Raw genomic sequence first — 25,629 nt, forward strand, 5'->3', positions numbered from 1 at the left:
ATTAAACGGCTTTTCGTGCTTTAGGTCAACATTAAAATGCAAAAAAAATATCGTTTGTTGTTTTTCTATACTTAATGGGCTGTTTTTATCCATTTTGGATATTAAATGTATAGAGGACAACAGGCGTTATACGCTCTGATAGGTGAAATAGTCCAGTTTAGACAACAAAAAAGCACGCGAAGAAGCGTGCTTTTTGCTACTCCAAGCCGAATTAGTGCTTAACAGTAAACTTGCTTACCCAGTTTTCTAGCTCATTCGCTAATCTTGCTAGGCTTTGAGTGCTGTTATGACTCTCAGTAACGACGCCACTTAACTGGTTGCCGCTCTCTTCGATCATATTGATTCTCTGAGAAATATCATCACTCACTTGGGTCTGTTCAGCCGCTGCAGTGGCAATTTGTTGACTCATTTGAGTAATAGACTCTAGAGCGACAACGATTTGCTGCAATGCCTCAGAAGCATTTTGCGACTCTTGAACAGTGCTTTCACTGGTTTCTGCACAGACTTCCATAGTCTGGATTGCGTTGCGTGAGCCTTCTTGCAGGTTGCTAATCATCTGCTGAATTTCTTTGGTGCTGTCTTGGGTTCGACCCGCTAGGTTACGAACCTCATCGGCAACCACTGCGAAACCACGGCCTTGCTCACCAGCGCGGGCTGCTTCGATAGCCGCATTAAGCGCTAGCAGGTTAGTTTGCTCGGCAATATCACCAATAACATCGAGAACCTTAACGATATTGTTTACATCGTTATCTAGGTCAGCGACTGCTTGGCTCGCTGTACCAAGTTGAGTGGCTAAGCCTTGAATATTATCGACGGTATTGTGGATCAGGTGCTGAGTATGCTGGCTCTGTTTATCCGCTTCATCAGTGTTTCTTGCAGTATCACTGGCTGAATCGGCAACATTGCTTGCCGAAGAGGCCATTTCTGTCATTGCCGTTGCGATCATAGCGGTAGATTGCTGCTGAGAATCAGTAAGCTGAGCAATACTTCCCGCGCGATCTTCTACACTTGCCAACTCGCTGCGTAAGTCATGCATTGAACCTTCAAGATTACTCACTAATTGAGCCAAAGACTGACTCATCTGCTGAACCGCTTGATAGATGCTGCCGTCATCGGCTTGATTTTCAAACGTTGTCTGGATGTTGCCTTTCGCAACTTCTTGAACTGCTCGGCGTACTTCTTGTGGCTCGCCCCCAAGAAGAGTGAGCATGCGGCGGATTGACACAATTAATGTGGCTAAGATAGCGCCCGCAATACCCAAACAGAGCACCAGCTGCCATTGCGCCGTAGACCAGAAGCGAGCATTGACTTCATTAAAGCCGATACCGGTTCCTACCACCCAGCCCCAATGAGGCGTTTTTTCCGCGATAGAAAGCTTCTCTTCGATGCTGCCGTCTGGCAGTTTTTGTGTCCAAGTATACTCGACCATCTGCCCAGTTTTACGACCTAGCACGTCAAGAATGAGTTGGCCAACGCTGTTACCGTCGCCATCTTTGAAGTCATGGAAGCTTGTTCCATGAAGCTGCGGATCAAGAGGGGTGGCAACAAAGGTCATCTTCTCATCGGCAACATAAACATACTCATTGTCTTTGTAGATGTTGTTGCGCAGCAAGCGCGTTGCCAGTTCTTTGGCTTGTTGCTCTTCAAGTGTGCCGTCGATCGCCATCTGCTCGACTTCAGTAAGGATACTGTAGGCGCTGCGGAACAATTCAGTTACGCGAGCCTTGTTGTCTAAGTTACTTGCCACGCGCAGAGTCCACAGACCTGTTGCGGTTAACGCAAGCAAGGCGATCAAGATAATTCCTGATAATAAATAAGCTTGTGTCTTAAGTTTCATAAAAATTGCTCATCAATAGGTCGATTTCTAACGAAAACGAAGTTGGTGTCTTATTGTAATATTGTTGTCATCTTATTTTAGATGCTCTAAGCCTAATAGCAGGCTGAGTTCAAACTATGATTTAGATTAAATTTTTGTCGTGAAATAAGTCGTTTTTTACGACATCACAAGCATAAACTCGGCTTAGGTGGCAATTTTAATAGTAGGAGACTTGAGTAGAACGACAAGCAAGGCGAAACCAGGACAGTGAATTTTTGCAATAGGAGATGAGTTCTTGGGATATATACGAAAAAAGCCAAGTCTTTCGTCGGGGACGCCTAGTTTTGGCTTCTTGAAAGTGGCTCCCCCTGTCGGAACTCAACGCGGCCGGCTGGGACGGTCCGACGCTTCGGCTGAGACATTGGTTTGGAACAAACCAGGAGCAGTAGAAACGAAAAAGCCTCATCTTGCGATGAGGCTTTCTCTAATATGGCTCCCCCTGCGGGACTCGAACCTGCGACATACGGATTAACAGTCCGCCGTTCTACCAACTGAACTAAGGGGGAATTATTTGTGTTAACAACAGGTCTTTAAGACCACTATTTGTTAAGCACCAAATAATGGTGCCTCGAGGCGGAATCGAACCACCGACACGAGGATTTTCAATCCTCTGCTCTACCGACTGAGCTATCGAGGCAAAAGAATGGTGCCGACTACCGGAATCGAACTGGTGACCTACTGATTACAAGTCAGTTGCTCTACCTACTGAGCTAAGTCGGCACACTAATATTCTTTTTGCTAACTTATTGATGTCTTAGACACCAACAATCAAATTGTGGTGCCCGGAGGCGGAATCGAACCACCGACACGAGGATTTTCAATCCTCTGCTCTACCGACTGAGCTATCCGGGCGACGGAGCGCTATTAAACGGATTTTCGGTCTTGCCGTCAACTTGTTTTTAGAAAAAAATTCAAAAAAGTGGTTGAGTGCCGATTATTTAGGCGTTTTTGATGATTATGTTTTGCCTGAGTTAAAATCCTTTTTGAATTTGGTAACTTTTTCGAGATAACGACGTGCTTCCGCATTAGGGTGCTTTTTGGTTAGTGCCCAATAAACTTGATTAGGTTGCAGTGAGTTAAGATCGCGCATTGCACGTTTACGGTCATTGCGATTGAAGGTATTGAGTACGCCCCCAGTGCCTCCGTTATAAGCAGAAATCATGCTGTACTCCAATGAAAGTGGGTGGCTGACATCCTTCAGATAGCGATTTTTGAGAATATAGAAATAGGCGGTACCGGTATCGATATTGTTCTCTGGGTTAAATAGGTATTCCGGTGACGGTTGCCCTGACTTTTTCTTTACTAATTTGAAGACGTCTTTTCCGGCTGTTTTGGGCACGACTTGCATCAAGCCATACGCATTCGCCCAGCTCACCGCATATGGATTGAAGCTACTTTCTGTTTTGATGATTGCGTAGATCAGGTCTTCTGGAATGTCATACTTACGAGAAGCGCGCTGAACAATGTCGGCGTATTTGTAACTACGAATCTCAAATTGCTCTTCGACCATCGGAATTTCGACGTAATAAGCTTTTTTAAAGTCGACATTTTTCACTTTTAGCTTATTCGCGATCAGATAATCAGCGAAACGATTGGCGCGCCAAGACCATTGAATCGCTTTCTTGTCTTGATCGACCACTTGTCGGTAGAGAAAAGGTTGCCCTTCAAGTTTGACGTCTTTGGAAGAGAACAGATCGACGTTAGCGGGATCGTCAGGCGTGAGTAGGGTAGTGACGATCGCGTTTTTAAGGTGTCTCTTTGGGTCAGTCGGAGAGACGGTTTCTATAGTAATCAAGCCTTTATCAAAGTTGACATCGGAGCGGCTAAGATAGTTATCGATGTACTTTACGTAATTGCTTTTACCAGCAAATTTAATTTCGCCTCGTCCCCAGCGTTTTTCAATGTTGCCAGAAAAGCTGCTGATGAGCGCATCGAGAGCTGCAGTGTCTTTCTGAAATTGCCCGGGTAGCTCTGCAAGGTTCTTTGCAAATCTATTGGTCGGTTCGTAATTGACATCATAAAGGCTTTCTACAAACTCGCGGCTACAGCCTGTCAGTGTCACTGCAATTAAAAAGTACGCTAACTTTCTCATAACTCTCCTAAAAAAATGACATCACTGCAGGCAATGATGTCATTTCTCTGTTTCAACTTGGGCTATTCGTTACTCGCTTGGTGGAGTGTAGCCTTCGATATGAACGTCTTTACCTTCAAACAGGAAGTTAACCATTTCAGTTTCGATCAACTTGCGGTGCTCAGGATCCATCATGTTGAGCTTCTTTTCATTGATCAACATGGTCTGCTTGTGTTGCCACTCAGCCCAAGCTTGCTTTGAAATGTTATCAAAAATACGTTTGCCTAGCTCGCCTGGATAAAGTTGGAAATCTAATCCATCGGCTTCTTTTTGTAGTCGAGCACAAAATACAGTGCGGCTCATAACGACTCCTTAACAATAATTAGCTTTGAAGTTCGAATGGTAAGCTTTCCAGTAACTGTTTTACTGGTGCGGCTAAGCCAATCTCTTCAGGTTGCGATAAGTTATACCAAAGACCTTTGCTTCCTTCCATTATCACATTAGGTTGCTTTGATAGGTCTACCAAAATTGGTGTGATATCGAGGTGGTAATGGCTAAAGGTGTGGCGAAAGGCAATCAACTGAGTTTGCTGCTGAACCATATTCGAGGACACTCCTCGAATATCAAGCTGATGCGCAAGCTCTGCATCTGGATTTTCAGGGAAGCAGAACAAACCTCCCCAAATGCCGGATTGAGGACGTTGTTCTAGCCAAACTTGCCCTTGGTAGTGCAGCATGACAAACCAAGTTTCTTTGATTGGTTTGTCTTTCTTAGGTTTTTTACCTGGATAATCGAGTGGGTTACCTTGCTTATTAGCAATGCAATAAGATTCAACAGGGCACAATGTACATTTGGGCTTACTGCGCGTACAGACCATCGCCCCCATATCCATCATGGCTTGGTTATACTTATCGACATCGATATCCGGTGTATGTTCTTCGGCGTATTGCCAAAGTTGGTTTTCGACCTTCTTTTGCCCCGGCCAACCTTCGACGGCAAAACTTCGCGCTAGGGTTCTTTTGACGTTGCCATCTAAAATAGCGTGAGGCTGTTTGTAAACCGATGATAGGACAGCTGCAGCGGTAGATCGGCCGATTCCCGGTAGGGCATTCATCTGCTCGATATCTAATGGAAACTGTCCATCATACTCTTGCGCGACAATTTTGGCGGCTTTGTGCAGGTTTCTAGCACGAGCGTAATAACCTAAACCGGTCCAGAGGTGAAGAACCTCATCTTGCTCTGCATTGGCAAGATCAACCACGGTCGGAAAGCGCTCTAGAAACCGTTGGTAATAGGGAATCACGGTCGCAACTTGAGTTTGCTGCAACATGATTTCTGATAGCCATACGCTATAAGCAGTTTTATCTTGCTGCCAAGGTAGGCTCTTACGTCCATAGTTTTCGTACCAATCTAAGATGGCACTGGCAAATGGGGTCACGATATGCTCAATATTATAGTTGTGTAATTAAACAAAATTGCATCATAAGTTGAGGGTAAAGTACAACCGATAAAGAGTAAGGATATAAGCGAACCAAGCTGAAATGCGCTAAAAAACTTGCACCGATAGCAATTCTTTGGATAATCACAATCCCTTTGAGGCGAGACCAATTTTTAAACAGGCAAAATCATGAGTGAAGTGACCACTAACGAGTACAACGAAGACGGTAAACTGATACGCAAAGTTCGCAGCTTTGTTCGACGCGAAGGTCGTTTGACCAAGGGTCAAGAAAACGCGATGAATGAGTGCTGGCCGACTATGGGTATTGATTACCAAGAACAGCTTCTTGATTGGAAAGAAGTGTTTGGTAATGATAACCCTGTCGTTCTAGAAATTGGTTTTGGTATGGGCGCATCGCTAGTAGAAATGGCGAAAAACGCTCCTGAGAAGAACTTCATCGGTATTGAAGTGCATAGTCCAGGCGTTGGTGCATGTCTTTCAGATGCGCGTGATGCAGGCATTACTAACCTGCGCGTAATGTGTCACGATGCGGTAGAAGTTTTCGCTAACATGATTCCTGACAGCAGCTTAGCGACTCTACAGCTATTCTTCCCAGACCCATGGCACAAAAAGCGTCACCACAAGCGTCGTATCGTTCAGTTAGACTTTGCTGAGATGGTTCGTCAGAAGCTTATCGAAGGTGAAGGTATCTTCCACATGGCAACAGACTGGGAGAACTACGCTGAGCATATGATTGAAGTGATGAATGAAGCGCCAGGTTACGAAAATATTGCTGAACAAGGCGATTTTGTCCCTCGTCCAGATGAGCGCCCGCTAACAAAATTTGAAGCACGTGGTCACCGTTTAGGTCACGGCGTTTGGGATATTAAGTTTAAGCGCGTAAAATAACCAAAACGAATGCAATGACCGCTTTCTGAACATGAGAGCATGCATCGAATAGAATTTAAAAGCCAACATGCCTATGTTGGCTTTTTTGACCCTACAAGAAAATAATAATAACTGATTGATTTTTAAGGTTGCTGATGAAACCGACACAACAAATATTACAAGAGATTTTAGAAGAGGTTCGTCCACTTATCGGTCAAGGTAAGGTTGCTAACTACATTCCTGCCTTGGCGAAAGTCCCAGCTTCAAAGTTTGGTATTGCTGTTTTTACCAATCAAGGTGAAGTGATCAAAGCGGGCGATGCTGATGAAGCATTTTCTATTCAATCAATCTCCAAAGCGCTCAGCCTGACACTAGCGATGTGTTTGTATAAGCCTGAAGAAATTTGGGCTCGTGTGGGTAAAGAGCCTTCAGGCCAAGCATTTAACTCTCTTATTCAGCTTGAAATGGAGCAGGGCATTCCTCGCAATCCGTTTATCAATGCCGGAGCCATTGTTGTGGCGGATTTGCTTAATAGTCGCTTGTCGGCTCCTCGCCAGCGTTTATTGGAGTTTGTTCGCCAGTTGTCTGGTGATACTCATATCTGTTACGACAAGATTGTGGCCGCTTCAGAGATGATGCACAGCGACCGCAATGCGGCAATTGCCTACCTAATGCGCTCGTTTGGTAACTTTGAAAATGAAGTCATCCCTGTACTAAACAACTATTTCCACGCGTGTGCACTTAAGATGAGCTGTGTCGATTTGGCAAAAACCTTTAGCTACCTTGCTAACAAAGGAACTTCAGTTCAGACCGGAAAGCCAGTCATTACACCAATGCAAACCAAGCAGCTGAATGCTTTGCTCGCGACCTGTGGTCTATACGATGGGGCCGGTGAGTTTGCCTACCGAGTGGGTATGCCAGGAAAGTCGGGTGTCGGTGGTGGCATTATGGCCGTTGTTCCGGGCGAAATGACGATCGCTGTTTGGTCACCAGAACTGGATCCATCAGGTAACTCTTTAGCAGGAACCAAAGCGCTAGAACTGTTAGCAGAGCGTATTGGGCGATCGATTTTTTAGATAAGTATGGTGCGCTTCGCTGCTAGAGTACTGGGTCGGGCTTCGCCCTGCTGGAAAACTAGAGTTGACGTCGGTGTTTAACCACGACACTCTAGTTTTCTAGTTTTCTAGTTTTCTAGTTTTCTAGTTTTCTAGTTTTCTAGTTTTCTAGTTTTCTAGTTTTCTAGTTTTCTAGTTTTCTAGCTCTCCATAGGACGAAGTCCGTTCCTACCGCCCGCATCCTATTTACGCTCTACTCTTCCACCATAAAGGCTTCTAGTAAGTCGTTGAGGAACAGTTTGCCTTTCTCGGTGATTTGCCAGTGAGTGTCACTCTCGTCGATGTAGCTCATTTCAATAGCCCAGTCTATGGTTTCTTGAATTGCTGCAAAGCCAAGTCCAGTCGTATCTAAGAAGTCTTGTTTAGGGCACGCTTCTATCAGGCGGAAGCGGTTCATAAAGAACTCGAAAGGGCGATCCTCATAAGCGACTTCTTGTTCGCTGTTGAGATAAGGCTTAACCATATTATCGTACGCTGCAAGATAGCCCTTAGGGTGCTTAATCTTGGTGGTACGTACAATACGACCATCAGCAAAGCTTATTTTACCGTGTGAGCCGCAGCCAATGCCTAGATAGTCACCAAAGCGCCAGTAGTTGAGATTGTGCTGACATTGATAACCGGGTTTGCTGTAGCCTGAAATCTCGTACTGCACATAGCCTGCGTCAGCTAACTTTTTATGCCCTAACTCAAAGATATCCCACAAATCATCGTCGTCAGGCAAAGTTGGCTGCTTGTAGTAGAACATGGTGTTTGGCTCGATCGTCAACTGATACCAAGATAAGTGGGGGGGATCGAGCTCGATCGCCTTTTCCAGATCGTTAAGTGCTTGATCAACAGACTGATCCGGTAGGCCATGCATAAGATCGAGGTTAAAGCTGTTAAGGCCAATTTTGTGGGCAAGCTTAGCAGCATTTACCGCTTCATCTTGGCCGTGAATACGTCCAAGCCGTTCTAGTTTCTGCTGCTCAAAACTTTGTACACCCACAGATATTCGAGTCACCCCCGCCTTTTGGTAGCCAGCAAAACGCTCTGCTTCTATGGTTCCGGGGTTGGCTTCCATTGTGATTTCGATGTCTGACTTGAATGGGATTCGTGCCTCGATACCTTGCAACAAGTCTGCGATCCCTTGGGCTGAAATTAGACTTGGCGTTCCGCCACCAATAAAAATCGAGTGCAGTTGGCGCTGATTGTCTGCAATCTGGTAGCGCTCAATATCTGCATCTAAATCCTGTAGTAGGGCTGCGATGTACTCTTGTTCTGGAATATCCGCTTTGAGCGCGTGTGAGTTAAAGTCGCAATAAGGGCACTTTTGTACACACCAAGGGATGTGTACATAAAGGCTCAGTGCTGGTGGAATTAACTGGTTCATAGTGGTGAAAAAGATGGCCTAGACCGCTTGCTCAGATAGCGTCGCAAAAAGCTGTTTTAATGCTTTGCCGCGGTGCGAAAGCTGCTTTTTACGTGCAGGCTCTAGCTCTGCCGAAGCGCAATTATCTTCAGGGACAAAGAATACCGGGTCGTAGCCAAAGCCATTCTCGCCATGTGCTTTAGTTAAGATGCGGCCTTCCCATTTGCCGTGACAGACGATCGGGGTTGGGTCGTTTTCATGACGCATCAGAACTAGCACGCAGTGAAAGCGAGCAGTGCGTTGTTCTTCAGGGACATCTTTCATGGCTTCAAGCAGTTTTTCTAGATTCTGTTGATCGCTTGCGTCTTCGCCTGCATAACGAGCCGAGTAGATACCAGGCGCACCCTTTAGAAAGTCGACTTCAAGACCGGAATCATCGGCGATAGCGGCAAGCCCAGTTTCTTTAGCAGCATGACGCGCTTTGATAATAGCGTTTTCAATGAATGTCGTTCCTGTCTCTGCTACTTCAGACACATTGAACTCGCTTTGAGCAACAACATCAAAACCAAAGTCAGACAGTAAATCTGCCATTTCGCGTACTTTGCCTTGGTTACCGGTCGCTAGAACAATCTTATTGCTTTTCATCGTATCGCCTTATCTATTTCTCGACTGTCGACTTCTATTCTTCGACATAAAATTTTTGGGTGAACTTTAATGCCCCTGCGCCTTTATTACCAGCGCTAACGTCAATGTTGAAGGTGAGTTGCTCTTCGTCTGAGATTGGAAACTCAGCAAGATAGTAAATAGCACTGCCTTCTTTCACTTCGCGGAAGCTGAGTTCGCGCGTTTGACCAATCAGGTTTTTCGCGCTGCCAGAAAGCTCTGCGGTGATCGCAGGTTTGCCCACTTGAGAGTTATCTAACACGCTAATATTGAGAATAGCTGAGTAACCGTTACGTTTGAGTTTGTAACTGCGCGCGACTTGAGGGGTTAAAAAGGTTGAGTTAAAGGCTGAATAATGTACTTCAACATCTTTAATCGTTTTAAACTGACCTGCCCATGCAGGTAGGGCTAGGGCTGTAGCAAGAATAAGAGTGATCCATTGTTTCATAATGCTTCCTTTGTATTGGGCGTGTGCTCTAAATGAACACAAATAAAAAGCCATCATAGGATGGCTTCTATCTCGTTAGGTATTTGGGATGGAGAGCTGATTCGGACTTGTTTATGTCTGCCCAGCTCGCCTTTTTCTATTGTTATTAATCCCTTTGCCACCTTAAATTGCTTGGCGAGATACTTACTCAGATGAGCGTTGGCTTTACCATCGACAGGAGGCGCTGTAATCGCTATTTTCAGCTCCTCGCCGTGTTGACCTACAATCTTATCTCGACTTGCTTTCGGCTGAATATAGAGCCGAATAACAAGGTCTTCACCATCAAACCAAGCTGCTTGTGACATTATAGTTGGAACCAGATAGGGCCGATCAGGTCACCCATCAAGAAATTGGCAAACTGTAGCGCAATAAACAGAACCAGTACGCTTAGGTCAAAGCCACCCATCGCAGGAATAATGCGACGAATCGGCGCTAGCATAGGCTCTGTTAGCTGATGGAAAACATACTCAATCGGGCTACGGCCTTGGCTCACCCAGCTTAGAATTGCGCGGATTAATAGCACCCAGAACAATAAGCCGCCTGCTGCTTTGGCCAATGACAATAGACCTAAGAATAGGAAGTCAGCACTGAATGAAACGGAGCCATTTGAAGCGATTAAAATAAGCGCGACAAATTTAAGCACACAAAGCACATAAGCAAATAGCAGAGTCGCTAAATCAATGCTGCCGACAGAAGGGATGACACGACGTAGCGGTGCAATCACTGGTTGAGTAGCCTTGACGATAAATTGCGAAAACGGGTTATAGAAGTCTGCACGGGCAGCTTGTAACCAAATACGTAAGATCACCACCATGATGTAGAGATCAAACAGGGTGGAAATCAGAAAACTCATTGAATTCATAGGTTACCCTTATTGTCTAGAGACTGTTGCTCTGGTCATTTAAAATAATTTTTCCATCTCTTCAGCGCGTGAAACCGCGGCTTGCATCGCTTTGGCTACTATATCTGAAAGTTGATGTTGGTTGAATGTTCGTAGTGCTTCTGCGGTGGTGCCACCTTTTGAAGTCACGTTCTCACGCAGGGTTGAAAGTTCAGTATCGGGATTACCTTCAACCATGCTAGCAGCGCCAAGAGCCGATTGTTGCACCAGCAAGCGAGCCGTTTGTTTATCAAAACCTTGAGCGATGGCTTCAGCTTGCATCGCTTCCATGAACAAGAAGAAATACGCAGGGGCGCTGCCGGCCGCCGCAATAATATTGTTGATGCCAGATTCTTGTTCAACCCAGCATACTTTGCCGCATGATTCCATCAGCGCGGCGGCGAAGGCTTTATCTTGCTGCGATACTTTTGTTGGCGCATAAAGGCCACTCATACCTAACCCGAGTTGCGAAGGCGTGTTCGGCATGACGCGTACAAGGTTAAGTTCACAATCAAGCATTTGGTCAAAGCGAGCACTTTGAATACCAGCAGCAATGGAAATCACCAGTTTTTGTGACCAGTCGATGTTTTGCAGTGGTTTACACACTTCTTCCATCATTTGAGGTTTTACTGACAGTACGACAACGTCTGCTTGCTGCGCCGCTTGGGTGTTGTCATCGGTGGTACGAATACCAAACTCTTGCTCTAAAGGCACTCGGCGTGTCTCTGATGGTGCAGTCGCTGTAATTATCTCCGCTGGATAACCATCAGCCACTAAGCCCGACACTATGGCTTTTACCATGTTTCCTGCGCCGATAAAGGCAATTTTCTTATGTTCCATTACTGTTGTATTCCTTGTGAACCGATTACGCTTTATTACTGTAATCTCGTGCGCCAAATATTGCTGTGCCGATGCGTACCATAGTACTGCCAGCTTCAATTGCTGCTTGCATATCGCCGCTCATCCCCATTGATAAAGTATCGATGTTTTGCTCTGGAAAACGTTGCGCAAGCTTCTCTTTGAGTTGAGCTAGCTGAGTAAAGGCGTCTAGCTGTGAGGCATAGTCTGATACGTTAGCCGGAATTGACATCAATCCTCTTAAAGTGAGGTTGGGCAGGCTAGAAATCAACTCTGCTAGCTCAAAGATTTCATCATCATTGATGCCTGATTTCGAATCTTCGCCGCTGGTGTTGACTTGGATCAGCACTTGTATTGGTGCCATATCATCAGGTCGTTGCTCGTTGAGACGCTTAGCAATCTTGGCTCTATCAACGGTATGAACCCAAGCAAAGTTCTCAGCAACATGGCGTGATTTATTGGACTGGATTGGACCGATAAAGTGCCACTCAAGCTCTAACTGTGGATGGTGCTCGGCAAAATACTCGACTTTGTTTGCGCCTTCCTGCACATAGTTCTCGCCAAAAGAGACTTGCCCGGCTTGAGCTGCCTCTAAAATTGCCTCGACTGGCTTAGTTTTACTTACTGCCAGAAGTTGCACTGTGTCTCGACCGCGTCCACACTTTTGTTGTGCGCCCTCAATCTGTGAGGTGATCTGTTCAATGTTTTGTTGAATACTAGTCATAGCAGATTTTACTTAAGGATTTTAAATGGATATCGCCGAATTACTGGATTTTAGTGTAAAGCATAATGCTTCAGATCTACATCTTTCTGCCGGAGTATCTCCAATGGTACGGATAGATGGTGAAGTAAGAAAGCTTGGCGTGCCTGCTTTTAGCCATGCAGATGTGCATCGTTTAGTATTCGAAATTATGAATGATGGTCAACGCAGTGAATTTGAAGAGCGCCTTGAAGTCGACTTTTCTTTTGAGTTGCCGAATGTTGGTCGCTTCCGTGTTAATGCATTTAACCAAGCGCGTGGTTGCGCAGCGGTATTTCGTACCATTCCGACTGAGATTCCGACCTTAGAGCAATTGTCAGCCCCACAAATCTTCGAAAGTATCTCTAACATGGAAAAGGGTTTGGTATTGGTGACAGGCCCTACAGGCTCGGGTAAATCCACTACTTTGGCGGCGATGGTTGACCATATCAACCGCAACCACAATAAGCATATTCTGACGATTGAAGACCCAATTGAATTTGTTCATAGCAATAATAAGTGCTTAATCAACCAACGCGAAGTTCATCGAGATACGCATAGTTTTAATAATGCGCTGCGCAGTGCACTGCGTGAAGACCCAGACGTGATCTTAGTGGGTGAATTGCGTGACCAAGAGACAATCAGTCTAGCACTGACAGCAGCAGAAACCGGGCACTTGGTGTTTGGGACTTTGCATACCAGTTCAGCGGCAAAAACCATCGACCGTATTATCGATGTTTTCCCGGGGAGTGATAAGGACATGGTTCGCTCTATGCTCTCTGAGTCATTACGCGCAGTCATTGCACAAAAGTTGCTGAAGCGTATTGGCGGTGGTCGTACCGCTTGCCATGAGATCATGATGGCGACACCGGCGATCCGTAACTTGATCCGTGAAGACAAGGTTGCTCAGATGTTTTCTGTGATTCAAACCGGTGCGGCACATGGCATGCAAACCATGGAGCAAAATGCCAAGCAGTTGATTGCGCAAGGTCTTGTTGATCAGGATGAAGTAGCGAAGAAGATCGAACTTGAAACTTCAATGTTCTAGGGAAAGAGTTATGGATATTGATGTTTTTTTGCAACAGATGATCGACCAGAATGCGTCTGATCTTTACATCACAGTTGATGCGCCAATTCTTTACCGTGTCGATGGAGAGCTGCGTGCACACGGAGATAAACTATCGCACGCTGTTGTGAGCTCTTTGTTGGATGGGATTATGGATCATGATCGCCAACACGAGTTTCATTCGAGCAAAGAAGCGAACTTTGCCATTGTGCGTCATTTTGGTCGATTCCGTGTCTCTGCATTCTATCAGCGCGAATTGCCCGGGGCGGTCATTCGTCGAATAGAAACCAAGATTCCGACCTTTGATGAGCTTAAGTTACCAGATGTTTTGCAAGACTTATCGATTGCGAAACGGGGTTTGGTGTTGGTGGTTGGAGCGACGGGTTCGGGTAAGTCAACAACCATGGCTGCAATGACTGGGTTTCGCAATAGTCACCGGACAGGGCATATTTTGACGGTGGAAGACCCGATAGAGTTTGTCCATGAGCATCAGCGTTGTATTGTGACACAGCGCGAGGTGGGGTTAGATACCGAAAGCTATGAAGTGGCATTGAAGAACTCACTGCGCCAAGCTCCAGATATGATCTTAATAGGTGAGATTCGAACGCGAGAGACGATGGAGTACGCGATGACATTTGCTGAAACTGGGCATTTGTGTATGGCAACCCTTCATGCAAACAATGCCAACCAAGCGTTAGAGCGTATCCTCCATCTGGTGCCTAAAGAGCAAAAAGAGCAGTTTCTATTTGATTTATCGATGAACCTACGTGGTGTGATAGGTCAGCAACTTATTCGAGATAAAAATGGTCAAGGTCGGCACGGCGTGTTTGAAGTTTTACTCAACAGCCCACGCGTGTCGGATCTGATTCGTCGTGGTGAGCTGCATGAGCTCAAAGCAACCATGGCTAAATCGAAAGAGGTCGGCATGCAAACCTTTGATCAGGCGCTTTATCAGCTAGTAGTGGAAGACAAGATCAGTGAAGAAGATGCCATGCACAGTGCGGATTCAGCCAATGATTTACGTCTAATGCTTAAAACACAACGTGGTGATGTATCTAGCTCGGGTTCACTCAGTGGTGTGAAGATTGATATGGACTAGCCATCTAGCCTCTAGCGATTACTATTTTTAACTCTGCGATATTAAAATAAACCCAGCCGTACTGGCTGGGTTTTCTCGTTTATTTTGTTACTTCTTTTTAGTTTGAGAGGCACAGTCACCGCCACATCCATTGCCACAACTGCCTTTCTTTTTCACCAAACGGAAGTAGAGGTAACCCACGGCGATGGCGACAACGACCACTAGGGTCAGGATGTCCCACATTTCTACGTTTTGTTGATACATGGCTATTTCTCAATCATCTGAATTGGGATCGGCTTACCCTGCTTTTTTTGTTGCGCACTATCGCGTAAACCTACCATGAGTAATGCCAATAGAGCGGAGAAGTAAGTCAGCGACATGACTTGAATGCCACTGAGTGCAAAACGAGTCCCAATGGTGTACACCGCTGTTGCGACTGTAAAACCGAGTAAAGTGGGTAAGAAAATCGATAGCAACAGCCATTTATACTGACCGGTTTGGACCTTAATCATCATTACTGTCGCTAGGCAAGGCGGGTAAAGAATGAAGAACAGAATAAGTGCCACTGCTGCAACCTCACCATGGCCCGCCAGTTCATCTGATTCTGCCATTCGTTGCTCAAGCTTTTGATTACTGTCCTCTTCAGGTTGAAACAGTACGCCTAAGGTTGCGACACTGCTTTCGCGTGCTGCAAAGGAAGAGAACAGCGCGACGTTGATTTTCCAATCAAAACCAGCAAATTGCGTCACAGGTTCAATGGAGCGACCAAAACTACCCAGTAAGGAAGCTTCTAAGCGTCGCTCTTTCATTTCGCGACGAATTTTCTTACGTTCGGAAGCAAGCTTGCGCAATGGTTTGTTAAGCTTCTTGGCATCTTTATCACCCTTACGAGCAGTAATCGCAAAGTAGAGCTCATTGCGAGCTTGAAAATCGGCATTTACCTTCTGTGACGCTTGTGCGCCTTTGGCATTCAGTTTCGCTTGACGATAGTCGGTGTAGAAATTGACCAGATCCGTCAAAGTATGTTGGTCAAAAGCATCAGCATATTGTGTTTTGTTGGCTGCTTTTTGGAATTGAACTACTGCTTTTTCTGCGCGTAGTTGGTAGTCATTGAGCTCTTGTTCTGAAACTCCTGGGAACTGGAGCAGAACGAAGATGACGGTTGAAACCGCAAGCACTATGGTCCCGACTTTGCGAATGTACATCCAAGTTCGCTCCATCGCCCGAGTCACGACACTGCGAGCTGTTGGCAGGTTGTAGCGTGGCAGTTCCATGACAAAGGGCGCTTGCTCGGTACGACGCAGTACCGATTTAGTTAGCAGTTTTGCCACTAGCAGCGCAGCGATAATGGAAATGGTTGAAATATAAAATGTCATCAATGACTTATCTTCAACAAAGAAAATACCGAGCAGTAGTGTATACAGGGGAACTTTAGCCAAACAGTTCATATAAGGAACCGTTAAGATGGTCGCGATACGGGCTCGGTTATCCGGTATCCCTTTGGTTGCCATAACGCCGGGTACTGCGCACCCTCCGGCAAATACGCCGGCTAAAATCATCGGTAGAGTGCTTTGCCCATGAAGGCCAAATCGGTTCAAAACTCGGTCAGAAATAAACGCGATTCGAGCCATATACCCCGAGTCTTCCAATATTGCGATTAGGGCAAAAAGGATCAAAAAGATCGGGATGTAGTTGAGTAGAGTGTTGGCTGAATCGACGATCCATAGCCCTAGTGAGCGAACATAAGGGTCGTGTAAGAAGCCCGCTTCAGGAAGTAGGCTTGCCACCAACTCACGAAATGCAGCAAGGTAAGGCCACCAATAGTTGGTCAGTTCATAGCCGTAGACGATAGAGCTCTGGTAAATGATGAACACAGTGGCAATTAAGAACAGTGGGGCGCCGAACTTATTCAGGACTACTTTATCGATTTTATCCGTGAGTGAAAGCTGATTGCTTTGGTGTTGGGATTGAGTTGTGCAGCGCTCAATAATTGTTGATACACGCTGATGGCGCTGAGCGACGATATAATCGCTGATGGTCCCACTCAATGTCTGTGTAATTTTGTCTAAGTGTTGTTCAACTCTAGCGCTTAGCTGCTTAAGCTGTGGCTCGGGCATCAAATCTTCTAACCACTTTCCGATGTGGCTATCACGTTCAAGTAGTCGTAGAGCAAGCCAGCGGGTGCTGTAGGTCTGTGGCTCAATATAGGAATCTATCCACTGGGTTAAAGAGATAAGTTCTGGCTCTAAGAGAGGATATTCAACAGGTGTTGAGCCAATTTGGGCCTCTACTAACGCAGTCGTGATGCCTTCTACTCCTTTACTTTTTCGCCCTATACATTCAACGACAGGGACTCCGAGTTCCTGACTTAAAGAATGTGAGTCGATAGTAATTCCTTCGGCTTGTGCGACATCCATCATGTTGAGAGCGAGTACGAGTGGGAGCTCCATCTCAAGTAACTGCATGGTTAGATGCAAAGAGCGATTAAGGTTGGCGGAATCAACAACATTCAAGACCACATCTGCCGCTTCGTTTCGTAATGCGTCGCGAGCGACCCTTTCTTCAAGTGAAAAGCAGCTTAAGCTATAGGTGCCAGGTAAGTCGATGAGCTGATAAGCGCCGTTATCGTTAGAGAAGTAGCCCGTTTTCTTGTCTACGGTCACTCCGGGGTAGTTGGCTACGTGCTGTCTTGCCCCTGTCAGCATGTTAAAAATGGTCGATTTGCCGGCATTTTGTTGACCAGCTAATAGTACTTTTGTCCGTTGCATTACTCTGTCCTCACTGCCTGCGCTTAATCTAAACGCACGATTACAGTGTCTGCTTCTGTTGTTCTGATCACGACGCTAGTGGCACCGACGCGAAACTCAAGTGGGTCGCCTAGTGGTGCCTTGCGTACAAATTCAATCTTGGTCTGTGGAATAAGTCCTAAATCCAGTAAGCGTTGGCGAATCGCGCCATAAGACATGTGATCTGTGATAGTCGCATGCGCCTTAATTGGTAATTGGCTTAGAGTGGTTTCCATAAAGAACACACCGAGTTGTTTTTCGTCTCAAGATTGTAATCAATATCCGTTTTGTTAAATCAAAAATAACTCCACTAAATATGATTTAAATCAATGAAGGCGCAGTTAAGAATCATTCTCACTTTCATTTAAATAAATAGATCGTTAGTCTTCCCTTCATCAAATTGAGAGCAAGTCTCAATATCTGTCTATTTGCGTAAGCTCAAAATGGAATTAGCAATGAAAAAATCAACCCTGTTGTTATTGGCTAGCACCGCCTTACCTAGCTTGGCGTTTGCCCATACCCCTCTATTTTCCTGTTATGACTTTGGTGATAACACCATTCTTTGTGAAGGTGGTTTCTCTGATGGTTCATCAGCGGCTGGCGTAGAAATTTTAGTCGTGGATGGCTCAGGAACAGAGCTAATTAAAAGTGAAATAAACGAAGACGGTGAAATTGAATTTAATAAGCCACAAGGTGCTTATAAAGTTTTGTTTAATGCAGGCCCAGGACATTCCATCGAAGTCGATGGCAAAGATATTGTTGAATAGTTATTTGTATTTAGGGAAATAAAAAATGAAAAAGCTATCTTTAGCTGTTGGTATGGCAGCACTCTCTTTATCCGCAGTTTCTCAAGCGCACTTTCAATTGATGTATACACCAACTTCTCAGCTTGAAAAACCAGCAACTGTTGACATGAAACTTGTGTTTGGTCACCCGATGGAAAATGGTCACGTGATGGACATGGGTCAACCAGAAGAGTTCTTTGTTAGCTTCAAAGGTGAGAAGACAGATCTACTAAAAGATTTGAAGAAAATCTCTTGGGCTGGTCACGATAACAAAGCCGATGCATACAAGGTAGACTACAAAATCCGTCGTAACGGCGATTACATCTTTGGTCTAGTACCAGCACCTTATTATGAAGGTGGCGAAGACATTTATATCCAACAGATCACTAAACGCTACATCAACAAAGGTGCAATGCCAACAGGTTGGGAAGAGCCTCTAGGCCTTAAGACAGAAATCGTTCCTAAGAACAAGCCTTATCAAGTGTTTGCGGGCAGCACATTCACTGGTCAACTTCTATCTGAGGGTAAGCCAGCAGCTGGCGTTGAGTGTGAGATTGAATTCCTAAACACTGATATCGATACTAAAGCCAATGCGTTTGGTAAAGACACTCACCGTGCGACTCCAGCTTCTGCTATCGTTGCGATTACAGATGACAACGGTATGTTCACTTTCGGCATCCCAACGGCTGGCAAGTGGGGCTTCGCTTGTCTAGGTTCTGGTCCAGATACCGAGTTTAAAGGTAAAGAGCTGTCGCAAGACGCAGTACTTTGGATTGAAGCACAAGATCTATAAACCACTCGATATAAAAACAAAGCTGGCAGTGGTGCCAGCTTTTGTCGTTTAGTCTCAACTAAGTGTAAGTAATTACTCACCCCACTGGGCTTCAAACCAACTTTCTAAAATGACTACCGCAGATTGGCAATCAACATTGCCTTTGCTCAAGGCTTTATAGCCGCCCATCTCGAACAGATCAGCGCGTGCTTCCATGGTAGAGAGCCTTTCGTCATGGAGTTCAACAGGCAGACCAAATCGTCCATGCAGGCGGTTGGCGAACTTTTTTGCTCTAGGCGTAATGGTTTCTAAATCTTTGCCATACAGATCGGTAGGTAAGCCAACAACCAGTAAATTGGGTTGCCACTCTTTAATCTGTTTCTCAATATCATCCCAGTTTGGAATGCCATCATTGGCTTTAAATGCTTTTAGTGGTGAAGCTGTGCCTGTGATCTCTTGTCCAATCGCACTACCAATGCTTTTGGTGCCGAAATCAAAGGCCATAATTGTTCTAGACATAAACAGGTATCTTTTTTGTTATGCGTGGCCGATATCACTTGAGAGTTGCGAGACGTCAATACCAAGCATTTGTACCGCTTTCTGCCAGCGTTCATTGATTGGTGTATCGAACATCACGTTTGGATCCGCTTCTACGGTTAACCAAGAGTTTTCAGAGAGCTCAATTTCTAGCTGACCTGCTTCCCAACCTGAATAACCTAAAGCGACGATATAGTGGTTTGGCTCAGCCTCTGTTCCAAGTACGCCAAGAATATCTTTAGAGGTGGTGACAGAGATATTCTCCGTCATCTTGATGCTTGATTCATATTCATCTTTAGGCTGATGAAGAATGAAACCGCGATCTTCAGAGACCGGGCCGCCGTTAAGCACTGGCTTGTCTAAACTCTCGGTCACAAGCTTAGGGTGAGAGGGCTCTACATCGACTCGCTCCAACATTTTACCTATGGTGATATCGATAGGAGCATTAATCATTAAACCCATCGCGCCATCTTCATTGTGCTCGCACACATAGATAACACTGCGCTGGAAGTAGGGATCTTTCATCCCCGGCATTGCCACTAAAAAATGGTTGGTTAAATTCATAAAGACTCCCACTTACAAAAGAAGGGCAACCAATAGCGTTGCCCAAATATGATTAGGCTTTTAAGCGGCGCTCAATGGCATCCATTAGCTTGCCTGTAATTGACACATCGAATGCAGCCTCGATTTCACGAATACATGTTGGGCTTGTTACATTAATTTCTGTCAGCTTGTCACCAATAACGTCGAGACCAACAAAGATCAGTCCTTTTTCTTTAAGTGTAGGCGCTACAGCCTCAGCGATCTTTTTATCTGTCTCACTAAGTGGTCGAGCTTCACCTGTGCCACCTGCTGCTAAGTTACCGCGAGTTTCACCTTTGGCTGGAATTCGCGCTAAGCAGTAAGGCATTGGTTCGCCATCAACCACAAGAATACGCTTGTCGCCATTGCTGATATCAGGAACGAAAGTCTGTGCCATTGCGTAGTTTTGACCATGATTGGTCAAGGTTTCAATGATCACCGAAACGTTAGGATCCTTCTCTGTAACACGGAAGATCGAAGCGCCCCCCATTCCATCAAGAGGCTTAAGGATCACATCACCATGCTCTTCGCGGAAAGCTTTAATCTTATCTGCTTTACGCGTCACAATCGTGGTCGGAGTGAGCTCAGGGAACCAAGCCGTGAATAGCTTTTCATTACAGTCACGTAGGCTTTGCGGCTTGTTGACGATCAAAGTGCCTTGCTCTTCAGCGCGCTCTAGAATGTATGTCGCGTAGATGTACTCAGTATCAAACGGAGGATCCTTACGCATCAAAACGGCATCTAATTCAGACAGTTCAATAGTTTGCTCCGACTTGAACTCATACCACCCGTTTGGATCTTCTTTTAGCTCAACGACTTTGGTATCTGCGATGGCTACACCTTGATCTAGATGTAGGTCGTGCATTTCCATGTAGTGAATTTCGTAGCCGCGGCGCTGCGCTTCAAGCATCATGGCAAAGCTAGAGTCTTTTTTGATGTTAATGGACGAGATTGGGTCCATTACGATACCTAATTTGATCATGTATTTTCTCCGTTTAACCAAGATCGCCGAAACGAACTTGCAAGGCTGTGATTGCAGTGAGAGCCGCTGTTTCTGTACGCAATACGCGCGGGCCAAGCAGCGTCTCTTCAAATTTGTATTCTTCAGTCATGCCGATTTCTTCTGCGGATAGTCCACCTTCAGGGCCAATCAATAGACGCACTTTTTCAACAGGTGCCGGTAGGGTATTGATGGAGTATTTTGCGCGAGGATGAAGGTTGAGTTTCAAGCCGTCATACTCTTCAGCACACCACTCTTCAAGCTGCATAATTGGGCGAATTTCAGGTACGGTGTTACGACCGCATTGCTCGCAAGCACTAATAGCAATTTTTTGCCATTGAGCGAGCTTTTTTTCAAAACGCTTTTGATCAAGCTTAACGCCACAACGTTCTGATATGAGGGGAGTAATGGTGTTTACACCCAGCTCAACAGATTTTTGAATGGTGAACTCCATTTTGTCACCACGTGAAATGACTTGACCAAGGTGTAGGTCGAGCGGTGATTCAGAGCTACGTTCGATACGCTCCGTGACGTCGACTTCTACTGATTTCTTCGAAACATTCGCAATGGTTGCTGGAAACTCAGCACCACTACCATCAAACAGTAAAATATCTTGTCCTTCCTTCATGCGCAGCACGCGGCCTATATGGCCAGCAGCGTCATCACTGAGCAGCAAAGAGCCTAACTGAGAAATGGCTTCTGGGTGGTAAATTCGTGGGATTCGCATGGTGTCTCGATTTCCAACAAGAGATTTGAAGTTCTCTCTAACATGGATGCTTTAGGTTTAAAAAACAAGGGTTAGAAAGAGTTTCCAATTAATTACCAGAAACTCTTTTGAGCTAACTTATAACGCTTGGCAAGCTTGATGCACAAATGGATTGTGATTGCCTTGAACTTTGAAGATGCGCTGCTCACGTTCGCATTCCCAGTGGTCGACCGGAAACTGTTTATTCCACGCATGCATCAACTGTGTTTGCTGCTTAGAGAGGCGAAAGCCATACTCTTGGCTCATGTACAGATAGGTACGGGCAATGGACCCCTTAGCGCGATCCGGTGGCATCACCTTACGCTGCTTAAAGTTGACCTGCATTTCACAGCGACCATAGCTTACGCCATCGACACCATTCCACTGACTGAAGTTATAGTTAGAACGGTCACCGTTAACTTCACCAATCGCAGGAGTCAGGTTGTGTAAATCCGCTTCCATCATACGGAAGGCTTTATCATTCTTAGTACAGTTTTTACGTCCACCATTTTGCCAACATTGACGTTGGTGACCAAATTGCCAAGCCGGAACAACATGTTCCCACTCAATGCGTGATGCTCGCTTTTGCTGTTTACGCACTTGATAGCCACATGATTCTAAGTCAGGTATTCCTTTGCGACCTTGCCATGAAATATTGCAGCCGCAATAAAAACTGGTTGGATGGTCAGCGTATATCTTTACCGCTTCTTTTTTGGCCTTAGAGAAAGATGAAGGGGGCGCAGCATGTACAACAGCAGTGCACAACAAGCCGATAGCAGATAACCACAGAGATTTGTTCATGATTGAGGGTTAGAAAAGTAGTAATAACTACAGTTTAACACGCAAATCCAACTTAAATTAATGATGCTCTACTTAATTATGACAGTTGCTTGCCGGTAAAGTGGAGTGGTTGCTGGCACTGCTGGCAGCGATAACTTGCTTGATTACGTAATACTTTATTATGGCGACGAATGGATAACGGATAAGTGCTACAGCCACAGTCGTACTCAAAAGTTTTCCCTTGCACTGATGTTATTTCGAAGCTGTGGGTGGTGCGAGCTGGCACGTTAAATACTGATTCCATGACCCCTTGCCACTCTTTACCATGTGGTCGAACGCGGCCATAGACTTGGTAGGTAATCAGATGAGCAACTTCATGCGGGATAACTTCCGCTAAAAATACTTGCTGATTCTCTGTGAACAAAATTGGGTTGAGGCGAATCTCATTCAGTTGCAAGTAGGCTTTACCCGCCGCTTTGCCGCGTAGATTGAAGCTTAATTGCGGGAGAGGAAATGAGCGCTTAAAGGTATGTGATGCGGTCTGGATACAGTCAGCCATGACCTTATTTGCCCGGTATTCAAGTTCCAAGTCCAACGCACACTCCAAATAAAAACGCCTCTATAGTTAGAGGCGAATCATATACTGCTTCAGCGTAGAGCGCGACTTATGGGTGATGCTTTTTCTTGATCGTTTCGTGATAAGCATGCCAAGTACCATAACCAAGAATTGGCATGGTAAACAGCATTCCGATTCCGTAGGTCGCAAAGCCCACTAAAATGCCGCCACAAATGAGGGCAGCCCAGACAATCATGGCTGGTATATTCGATTTCACTGCATTGAAGCTTGAGAAAACCGCAGTCATCATATCAACTCGGCGCTCCATCATTAATGGAATGGAGAACGCTGAGATACTGAATACAACACATGCTAGAACGAAACCGACCAGTGAACCTATGACTAAGAAAGGCATAAATTCTGTTAGTGGTGCACCTTGAACCGAAGGGTATAAAGCGTGCAATAAGGCAGCGATTCTCATCCAGAAGATCATACAGACCGCTAGCAACACGGCAAATGCCCATTGGGAAGTGGAGTTACGGCCAATTGCCTTCATTGAGTGAAGTAGGCTCGCGTGGTGGCCTTTTTCTCTTTCCCAGCTCGCATCATAAAGACCAAGCGCTAAGAAAGGACCAATAAGCATATACACAACGAGACTTGGCATCACGACTAAGTGAGTGCCCTGCCATTGGACAAGTAAAACAATACCTATTGCGGCAGCCATAAAGCACAAACCGTAAAAGGCGCTGATCAGTGGCATTCGGACAAAGTCATGAAGACCGAGCGATAACCAGTGGAATGGGGCAGAAATACTGACCTGATTGCACGGAATTGTGCGGGCGTATTCTGAGTCTTTGACTTCTTTGTTCTTGTCATCGAAGTCGTGTGGATTCACCGTACGAGGCATACATCCTCCTTGATCGATTCTCTACCTGCACTGTGCTTGTGTGAGCGACAGCGAACGAAACTCGATGCCCGGCTTGGCGACCTCTAATAATGTAAGCGGCGCATCAGTTAAACAGTTTACGAAGCAAAGTCGCTGTGCGATTTGTTCGTTAACATATTTTTAACTATTGACCGCATGGCAAAAAAATACAAATTTCTTGATGTTTTTTTGCGCATAAAAAAAGAACGTCTGGTAATCCAGACGTTCTTAATATTTTTATAGTGTAATCAAAGATTACTTCAGACCAGCGAACTCGCGCAGTAGAGCTGCTTTATCTGTCGCTTCCCACGGGAACTCTTCGCGACCGAAGTGGCCGTATGCTGCAGTCTTCTTGTAGATAGGCTGAAGCAGGTTCAGCATCTCTTGCAGACCGTATGGGCGTAGATCGAAGTTTTGACGTACAGCTTCGATGATGATGTCGTGAGATACTTTCTCAGTACCAAACGTCTCAACCATGATAGAAGTTGGATCAGCAACACCGATAGCGTAAGACAGTTGGATCTCACAACGGTCAGCCATGCCTGCTGCAACGATGTTTTTCGCAACGTAGCGTGCAGCGTATGCTGCAGAACGGTCAACTTTTGATGGATCTTTACCAGAGAAAGCACCACCACCGTGACGAGCCGCACCGCCGTAGGTATCAACGATGATCTTACGACCAGTTAGACCACAGTCACCCATAGGGCCACCGATTACAAAACGACCGGTTGGGTTGATGAAGAAGTTAGTCTCTTTATTGATCCACTCAGAAGGCAGTACAGGTTTGATGATCTCTTCCATTACTGCTTCACGTAGGTCAGGAGTCGAGATTGAATCACAGTGCTGAGTAGAAAGAACAACTGCATCAATACCAACAATCTTACCTTGGTCGTACTGGAAAGTTACCTGAGACTTAGCGTCAGGGCGTAACCATGGCAGTGTACCGTTTTTACGTACTTCAGCTTGCTTTTGAACAAGAAGGTGAGAGTAAGTAATCGGAGCTGGCATTAGGATGTCAGTTTCGTTGGTCGCGTAACCGAACATGATACCTTGGTCACCAGCGCCTTGCTCTTTAGGGTCAGCTTTATCAACACCTTGGTTGATGTCTGGTGATTGCTTACCGATGGTGTTTAGAACCGCACAAGAGTCAGCATCGAAACCCATGTCAGAGTGAACATAACCAATTTCACGAACTGTCTGGCGAGTTAGCTCTTCGATATCTACCCATGCTGAAGTCGTGATTTCACCACCAACCATCACCATGCCGGTTTTTACGTAAGTTTCACAAGCAACACGTGCTTTTGGGTCTTGCTCTAGAATCGCATCAAGGACTGCATCAGAAATTTGGTCTGCAATTTTATCTGGATGACCTTCTGAAACAGACTCAGAAGTAAACAGGTGCTTAGCCATGTGAGCTCCACTTTAAATTTTTAGAGAGCGCTCCGTTATCAAAGGGGGAGCACTAATAAATAATACTGATATCTGTAGGTGTATCTACATCTAGACGTCTATTTTAGTTTTGAATGCTCGGATTACAAGCTCTTTTTTGTTATTTGCTAAAACCAAACGTTTGCGTTAATCGGTCGAAATATTAGTAACTTTTATCGATTTGTTGCGAAAGCGAGGAAATTTGTGAGCTTTTGTCTTGGAAAAC

At 45.4% G+C, this 25,629-nt stretch carries 28 protein-coding genes and 4 tRNA genes; 6 read left to right on the forward strand and 26 right to left on the reverse strand.

Annotated elements, in window-relative coordinates; genetic code table 11:
• Window positions 1-211: 211 nt before the first annotated feature.
• From LYZ37_RS01640 to mutY, 8 genes are all read right to left on the reverse strand, one after another.
• Window positions 212-1,837: a methyl-accepting chemotaxis protein gene (locus LYZ37_RS01640; RefSeq protein ID WP_171326088.1), complete on the reverse strand. Its 1,626-nt coding sequence runs from the start codon at window positions 1,835-1,837 to the stop codon at window positions 212-214.
• A gap of 469 nt (window positions 1,838-2,306) precedes the next feature.
• Window positions 2,307-2,382 (reverse strand) — tRNA-Asn (locus tag LYZ37_RS01645).
• Between the two features lie 55 nt (window positions 2,383-2,437).
• A tRNA-Phe gene (locus LYZ37_RS01650) sits at window positions 2,438-2,513 on the reverse strand.
• Between the two features lie 7 nt (window positions 2,514-2,520).
• Window positions 2,521-2,596: transfer RNA gene (locus LYZ37_RS01655), tRNA-Thr, on the reverse strand.
• A 56-nt stretch (window positions 2,597-2,652) separates the two neighbouring features.
• Window positions 2,653-2,728: transfer RNA gene (locus LYZ37_RS01660), tRNA-Phe, on the reverse strand.
• 103 nt (window positions 2,729-2,831) lie between these two features.
• Window positions 2,832-3,968 carry a membrane-bound lytic murein transglycosylase MltC gene (mltC, locus tag LYZ37_RS01665; RefSeq protein ID WP_272786207.1) on the reverse strand — a complete coding sequence of 379 codons (1,137 nt, stop codon included), beginning with the start codon at window positions 3,966-3,968 and terminating at the stop codon, window positions 2,832-2,834.
• 69 nt (window positions 3,969-4,037) lie between these two features.
• The gene (locus LYZ37_RS01670) at window positions 4,038-4,310 is read right to left on the reverse strand and encodes an oxidative damage protection protein (RefSeq protein WP_004742501.1); all 273 of its coding nucleotides are present in this window, start codon (window positions 4,308-4,310) and stop codon (window positions 4,038-4,040) included.
• Between the two features lie 19 nt (window positions 4,311-4,329).
• Window positions 4,330-5,385, reverse strand: a complete 1,056-nt coding sequence (mutY, locus tag LYZ37_RS01675) for an A/G-specific adenine glycosylase (RefSeq protein ID WP_272786209.1) — start codon at window positions 5,383-5,385, stop codon at window positions 4,330-4,332.
• Between the two features lie 189 nt (window positions 5,386-5,574).
• Here mutY and trmB point away from each other — a divergent pair, with 189 nt between their 5' ends.
• Both trmB and glsB read left to right on the forward strand, forming a co-directional pair.
• Window positions 5,575-6,294, forward strand: coding sequence for a tRNA (guanosine(46)-N7)-methyltransferase TrmB (gene trmB / locus LYZ37_RS01680; RefSeq protein ID WP_239826820.1), 720 nt, complete (start codon window positions 5,575-5,577; stop codon window positions 6,292-6,294).
• Window positions 6,295-6,428: 134 nt separating this feature from the next.
• Window positions 6,429-7,349, forward strand: a complete 921-nt coding sequence (gene glsB / locus LYZ37_RS01685) for a glutaminase B (RefSeq protein ID WP_272786211.1) — start codon at window positions 6,429-6,431, stop codon at window positions 7,347-7,349.
• A gap of 232 nt (window positions 7,350-7,581) precedes the next feature.
• On the opposite strand, the gene hemW is transcribed toward glsB, so the two are convergent.
• Genes hemW through LYZ37_RS01720 form a run of 7 tightly spaced genes read right to left on the reverse strand, consistent with a single transcriptional unit; the run spans window position 7,582 to window position 12,348 of the window.
• Window positions 7,582-8,757 (reverse strand): radical SAM family heme chaperone HemW, encoded by a 1,176-nt coding sequence (hemW, locus tag LYZ37_RS01690; protein WP_272786212.1) that lies wholly within the window; start codon window positions 8,755-8,757, stop codon window positions 7,582-7,584.
• A gap of 18 nt (window positions 8,758-8,775) precedes the next feature.
• Window positions 8,776-9,381 carry an XTP/dITP diphosphatase gene (locus LYZ37_RS01695; RefSeq protein ID WP_272786213.1) on the reverse strand — a complete coding sequence of 202 codons (606 nt, stop codon included), beginning with the start codon at window positions 9,379-9,381 and terminating at the stop codon, window positions 8,776-8,778.
• A gap of 34 nt (window positions 9,382-9,415) precedes the next feature.
• Window positions 9,416-9,847 (reverse strand): DUF4426 domain-containing protein, encoded by a 432-nt coding sequence (locus tag LYZ37_RS01700; RefSeq protein ID WP_004742507.1) that lies wholly within the window; start codon window positions 9,845-9,847, stop codon window positions 9,416-9,418.
• Between the two features lie 53 nt (window positions 9,848-9,900).
• A complete protein-coding gene (yggU, locus tag LYZ37_RS01705) occupies window positions 9,901-10,191 on the reverse strand; it encodes a DUF167 family protein YggU (protein ID WP_004742508.1) in 291 nt (96 codons plus the stop codon).
• Window positions 10,191-10,748 (reverse strand): YggT family protein, encoded by a 558-nt coding sequence (locus LYZ37_RS01710; RefSeq protein WP_272786214.1) that lies wholly within the window; start codon window positions 10,746-10,748, stop codon window positions 10,191-10,193. The genes yggU and LYZ37_RS01710 overlap by 1 nt, the downstream gene beginning before the upstream one ends.
• Before the next feature lie 39 nt (window positions 10,749-10,787).
• Window positions 10,788-11,606 (reverse strand): pyrroline-5-carboxylate reductase, encoded by an 819-nt coding sequence (gene proC, locus LYZ37_RS01715; RefSeq protein WP_272786215.1) that lies wholly within the window; start codon window positions 11,604-11,606, stop codon window positions 10,788-10,790.
• A gap of 25 nt (window positions 11,607-11,631) precedes the next feature.
• The gene (locus LYZ37_RS01720; protein WP_239826815.1) at window positions 11,632-12,348 is read right to left on the reverse strand and encodes a YggS family pyridoxal phosphate-dependent enzyme; all 717 of its coding nucleotides are present in this window, start codon (window positions 12,346-12,348) and stop codon (window positions 11,632-11,634) included.
• A 25-nt stretch (window positions 12,349-12,373) separates the two neighbouring features.
• On the opposite strand from LYZ37_RS01720, the gene LYZ37_RS01725 reads away from it, so the two are divergent.
• A complete protein-coding gene (locus LYZ37_RS01725; RefSeq protein WP_004742512.1) occupies window positions 12,374-13,411 on the forward strand; it encodes a type IV pilus twitching motility protein PilT in 1,038 nt (345 codons plus the stop codon).
• 10 nt (window positions 13,412-13,421) lie between these two features.
• Window positions 13,422-14,528, forward strand: coding sequence for a PilT/PilU family type 4a pilus ATPase (locus LYZ37_RS01730; RefSeq protein WP_239826814.1), 1,107 nt, complete (start codon window positions 13,422-13,424; stop codon window positions 14,526-14,528).
• An 87-nt stretch (window positions 14,529-14,615) separates the two neighbouring features.
• Here the strand turns inward: LYZ37_RS01730 and LYZ37_RS01735 are convergent, their stop codons facing one another.
• Genes LYZ37_RS01735 through LYZ37_RS01745 form a run of 3 tightly spaced genes read right to left on the reverse strand, consistent with a single transcriptional unit; the run spans window position 14,616 to window position 17,529 of the window.
• Entirely contained in the window at window positions 14,616-14,771 is a 156-nt protein-coding gene (locus LYZ37_RS01735) for a FeoB-associated Cys-rich membrane protein (protein WP_004742514.1), read from the reverse strand.
• Window positions 14,772-14,773: 2 nt separating this feature from the next.
• Complete coding sequence (gene feoB / locus LYZ37_RS01740) at window positions 14,774-17,275, reverse strand: ferrous iron transport protein B (RefSeq protein WP_272786216.1); 2,502 nt, start codon at window positions 17,273-17,275, stop codon at window positions 14,774-14,776.
• A 23-nt stretch (window positions 17,276-17,298) separates the two neighbouring features.
• The gene (locus LYZ37_RS01745; protein ID WP_272786217.1) at window positions 17,299-17,529 is read right to left on the reverse strand and encodes a FeoA family protein; all 231 of its coding nucleotides are present in this window, start codon (window positions 17,527-17,529) and stop codon (window positions 17,299-17,301) included.
• A 219-nt stretch (window positions 17,530-17,748) separates the two neighbouring features.
• Between LYZ37_RS01745 and LYZ37_RS01750 the strand changes: the two genes are divergently transcribed.
• Window positions 17,749-18,060, forward strand: coding sequence for a hypothetical protein (locus LYZ37_RS01750; protein WP_069667657.1), 312 nt, complete (start codon window positions 17,749-17,751; stop codon window positions 18,058-18,060).
• 25 nt (window positions 18,061-18,085) lie between these two features.
• Entirely contained in the window at window positions 18,086-18,871 is a 786-nt protein-coding gene (locus LYZ37_RS01755) for a DUF4198 domain-containing protein (RefSeq protein ID WP_171326114.1), read from the forward strand.
• Between the two features lie 72 nt (window positions 18,872-18,943).
• Here the strand turns inward: LYZ37_RS01755 and ruvX are convergent, their stop codons facing one another.
• The 8 genes from ruvX to metK form a co-directional block, all read right to left on the reverse strand.
• Window positions 18,944-19,369, reverse strand: a complete 426-nt coding sequence (gene ruvX, locus LYZ37_RS01760; RefSeq protein WP_045957217.1) for a Holliday junction resolvase RuvX — start codon at window positions 19,367-19,369, stop codon at window positions 18,944-18,946.
• Window positions 19,370-19,387: 18 nt separating this feature from the next.
• Entirely contained in the window at window positions 19,388-19,951 is a 564-nt protein-coding gene (locus LYZ37_RS01765) for a YqgE/AlgH family protein (RefSeq protein WP_239854250.1), read from the reverse strand.
• Window positions 19,952-20,003: 52 nt separating this feature from the next.
• Window positions 20,004-20,951: a glutathione synthase gene (gshB, locus tag LYZ37_RS01770; RefSeq protein WP_272786220.1), complete on the reverse strand. Its 948-nt coding sequence runs from the start codon at window positions 20,949-20,951 to the stop codon at window positions 20,004-20,006.
• A gap of 13 nt (window positions 20,952-20,964) precedes the next feature.
• The gene (gene rsmE, locus LYZ37_RS01775; protein WP_272786221.1) at window positions 20,965-21,696 is read right to left on the reverse strand and encodes a 16S rRNA (uracil(1498)-N(3))-methyltransferase; all 732 of its coding nucleotides are present in this window, start codon (window positions 21,694-21,696) and stop codon (window positions 20,965-20,967) included.
• A gap of 117 nt (window positions 21,697-21,813) precedes the next feature.
• Window positions 21,814-22,515, reverse strand: coding sequence for an endonuclease (locus LYZ37_RS01780; RefSeq protein WP_272786222.1), 702 nt, complete (start codon window positions 22,513-22,515; stop codon window positions 21,814-21,816).
• Window positions 22,516-22,591: 76 nt separating this feature from the next.
• Window positions 22,592-23,089, reverse strand: coding sequence for a SprT family zinc-dependent metalloprotease (locus LYZ37_RS01785; RefSeq protein ID WP_272786223.1), 498 nt, complete (start codon window positions 23,087-23,089; stop codon window positions 22,592-22,594).
• Between the two features lie 70 nt (window positions 23,090-23,159).
• The gene (locus tag LYZ37_RS01790) at window positions 23,160-23,957 is read right to left on the reverse strand and encodes a DUF2189 domain-containing protein (protein ID WP_171326131.1); all 798 of its coding nucleotides are present in this window, start codon (window positions 23,955-23,957) and stop codon (window positions 23,160-23,162) included.
• A gap of 273 nt (window positions 23,958-24,230) precedes the next feature.
• Complete coding sequence (gene metK / locus LYZ37_RS01795; RefSeq protein ID WP_272786224.1) at window positions 24,231-25,385, reverse strand: methionine adenosyltransferase; 1,155 nt, start codon at window positions 25,383-25,385, stop codon at window positions 24,231-24,233.
• Between the last annotated feature and the right edge of the window lie 244 nt (window positions 25,386-25,629).

This window comes from Vibrio tubiashii (assembly GCF_028551255.1).
In the GTDB taxonomy this organism is placed as follows: Bacteria; Pseudomonadota; Gammaproteobacteria; order Enterobacterales; family Vibrionaceae; genus Vibrio; species Vibrio tubiashii_B.

Bases quoted from the DNA above. Each gene is read 5' to 3' on its own strand.
- LYZ37_RS01640 (WP_171326088.1), bottom strand. From the start codon at position 1,837: ATGAAACTTAAGACACAAGCTTATTTATTATCAGGAATTATCTTGATC.
- LYZ37_RS01755 (WP_171326114.1), top strand. From the start codon at position 18,086: ATGAAAAAGCTATCTTTAGCTGTTGGTATGGCAGCACTCTCTTTATCC.
- gshB (WP_272786220.1), bottom strand. From the start codon at position 20,951: ATGATCAAATTAGGTATCGTAATGGACCCAATCTCGTCCATTAACATC.
- hemW (WP_272786212.1), bottom strand. From the start codon at position 8,757: ATGAACCAGTTAATTCCACCAGCACTGAGCCTTTATGTACACATCCCT.
- LYZ37_RS01750 (WP_069667657.1), top strand. From the start codon at position 17,749: ATGAAAAAATCAACCCTGTTGTTATTGGCTAGCACCGCCTTACCTAGC.
- rsmE (WP_272786221.1), bottom strand. From the start codon at position 21,696: ATGCGAATCCCACGAATTTACCACCCAGAAGCCATTTCTCAGTTAGGC.
- ruvX (WP_045957217.1), bottom strand. From the start codon at position 19,369: ATGTCTAGAACAATTATGGCCTTTGATTTCGGCACCAAAAGCATTGGT.
- LYZ37_RS01790 (WP_171326131.1), bottom strand. From the start codon at position 23,957: ATGCCTCGTACGGTGAATCCACACGACTTCGATGACAAGAACAAAGAA.
- LYZ37_RS01745 (WP_272786217.1), bottom strand. From the start codon at position 17,529: ATGGAAACCACTCTAAGCCAATTACCAATTAAGGCGCATGCGACTATC.
- LYZ37_RS01700 (WP_004742507.1), bottom strand. From the start codon at position 9,847: ATGAAACAATGGATCACTCTTATTCTTGCTACAGCCCTAGCCCTACCT.
- feoB (WP_272786216.1), bottom strand. From the start codon at position 17,275: ATGCAACGGACAAAAGTACTATTAGCTGGTCAACAAAATGCCGGCAAA.
- LYZ37_RS01725 (WP_004742512.1), top strand. From the start codon at position 12,374: ATGGATATCGCCGAATTACTGGATTTTAGTGTAAAGCATAATGCTTCA.
- mltC (WP_272786207.1), bottom strand. From the start codon at position 3,968: ATGAGAAAGTTAGCGTACTTTTTAATTGCAGTGACACTGACAGGCTGT.
- LYZ37_RS01735 (WP_004742514.1), bottom strand. From the start codon at position 14,771: ATGTATCAACAAAACGTAGAAATGTGGGACATCCTGACCCTAGTGGTC.
- LYZ37_RS01720 (WP_239826815.1), bottom strand. From the start codon at position 12,348: ATGACTAGTATTCAACAAAACATTGAACAGATCACCTCACAGATTGAG.
- LYZ37_RS01710 (WP_272786214.1), bottom strand. From the start codon at position 10,748: ATGAATTCAATGAGTTTTCTGATTTCCACCCTGTTTGATCTCTACATC.
- metK (WP_272786224.1), bottom strand. From the start codon at position 25,385: ATGGCTAAGCACCTGTTTACTTCTGAGTCTGTTTCAGAAGGTCATCCA.
- glsB (WP_272786211.1), top strand. From the start codon at position 6,429: ATGAAACCGACACAACAAATATTACAAGAGATTTTAGAAGAGGTTCGT.
- LYZ37_RS01695 (WP_272786213.1), bottom strand. From the start codon at position 9,381: ATGAAAAGCAATAAGATTGTTCTAGCGACCGGTAACCAAGGCAAAGTA.
- LYZ37_RS01670 (WP_004742501.1), bottom strand. From the start codon at position 4,310: ATGAGCCGCACTGTATTTTGTGCTCGACTACAAAAAGAAGCCGATGGA.
- trmB (WP_239826820.1), top strand. From the start codon at position 5,575: ATGAGTGAAGTGACCACTAACGAGTACAACGAAGACGGTAAACTGATA.
- proC (WP_272786215.1), bottom strand. From the start codon at position 11,606: ATGGAACATAAGAAAATTGCCTTTATCGGCGCAGGAAACATGGTAAAA.
- LYZ37_RS01780 (WP_272786222.1), bottom strand. From the start codon at position 22,515: ATGAACAAATCTCTGTGGTTATCTGCTATCGGCTTGTTGTGCACTGCT.
- LYZ37_RS01765 (WP_239854250.1), bottom strand. From the start codon at position 19,951: ATGAATTTAACCAACCATTTTTTAGTGGCAATGCCGGGGATGAAAGAT.
- LYZ37_RS01730 (WP_239826814.1), top strand. From the start codon at position 13,422: ATGGATATTGATGTTTTTTTGCAACAGATGATCGACCAGAATGCGTCT.
- yggU (WP_004742508.1), bottom strand. From the start codon at position 10,191: ATGTCACAAGCAGCTTGGTTTGATGGTGAAGACCTTGTTATTCGGCTC.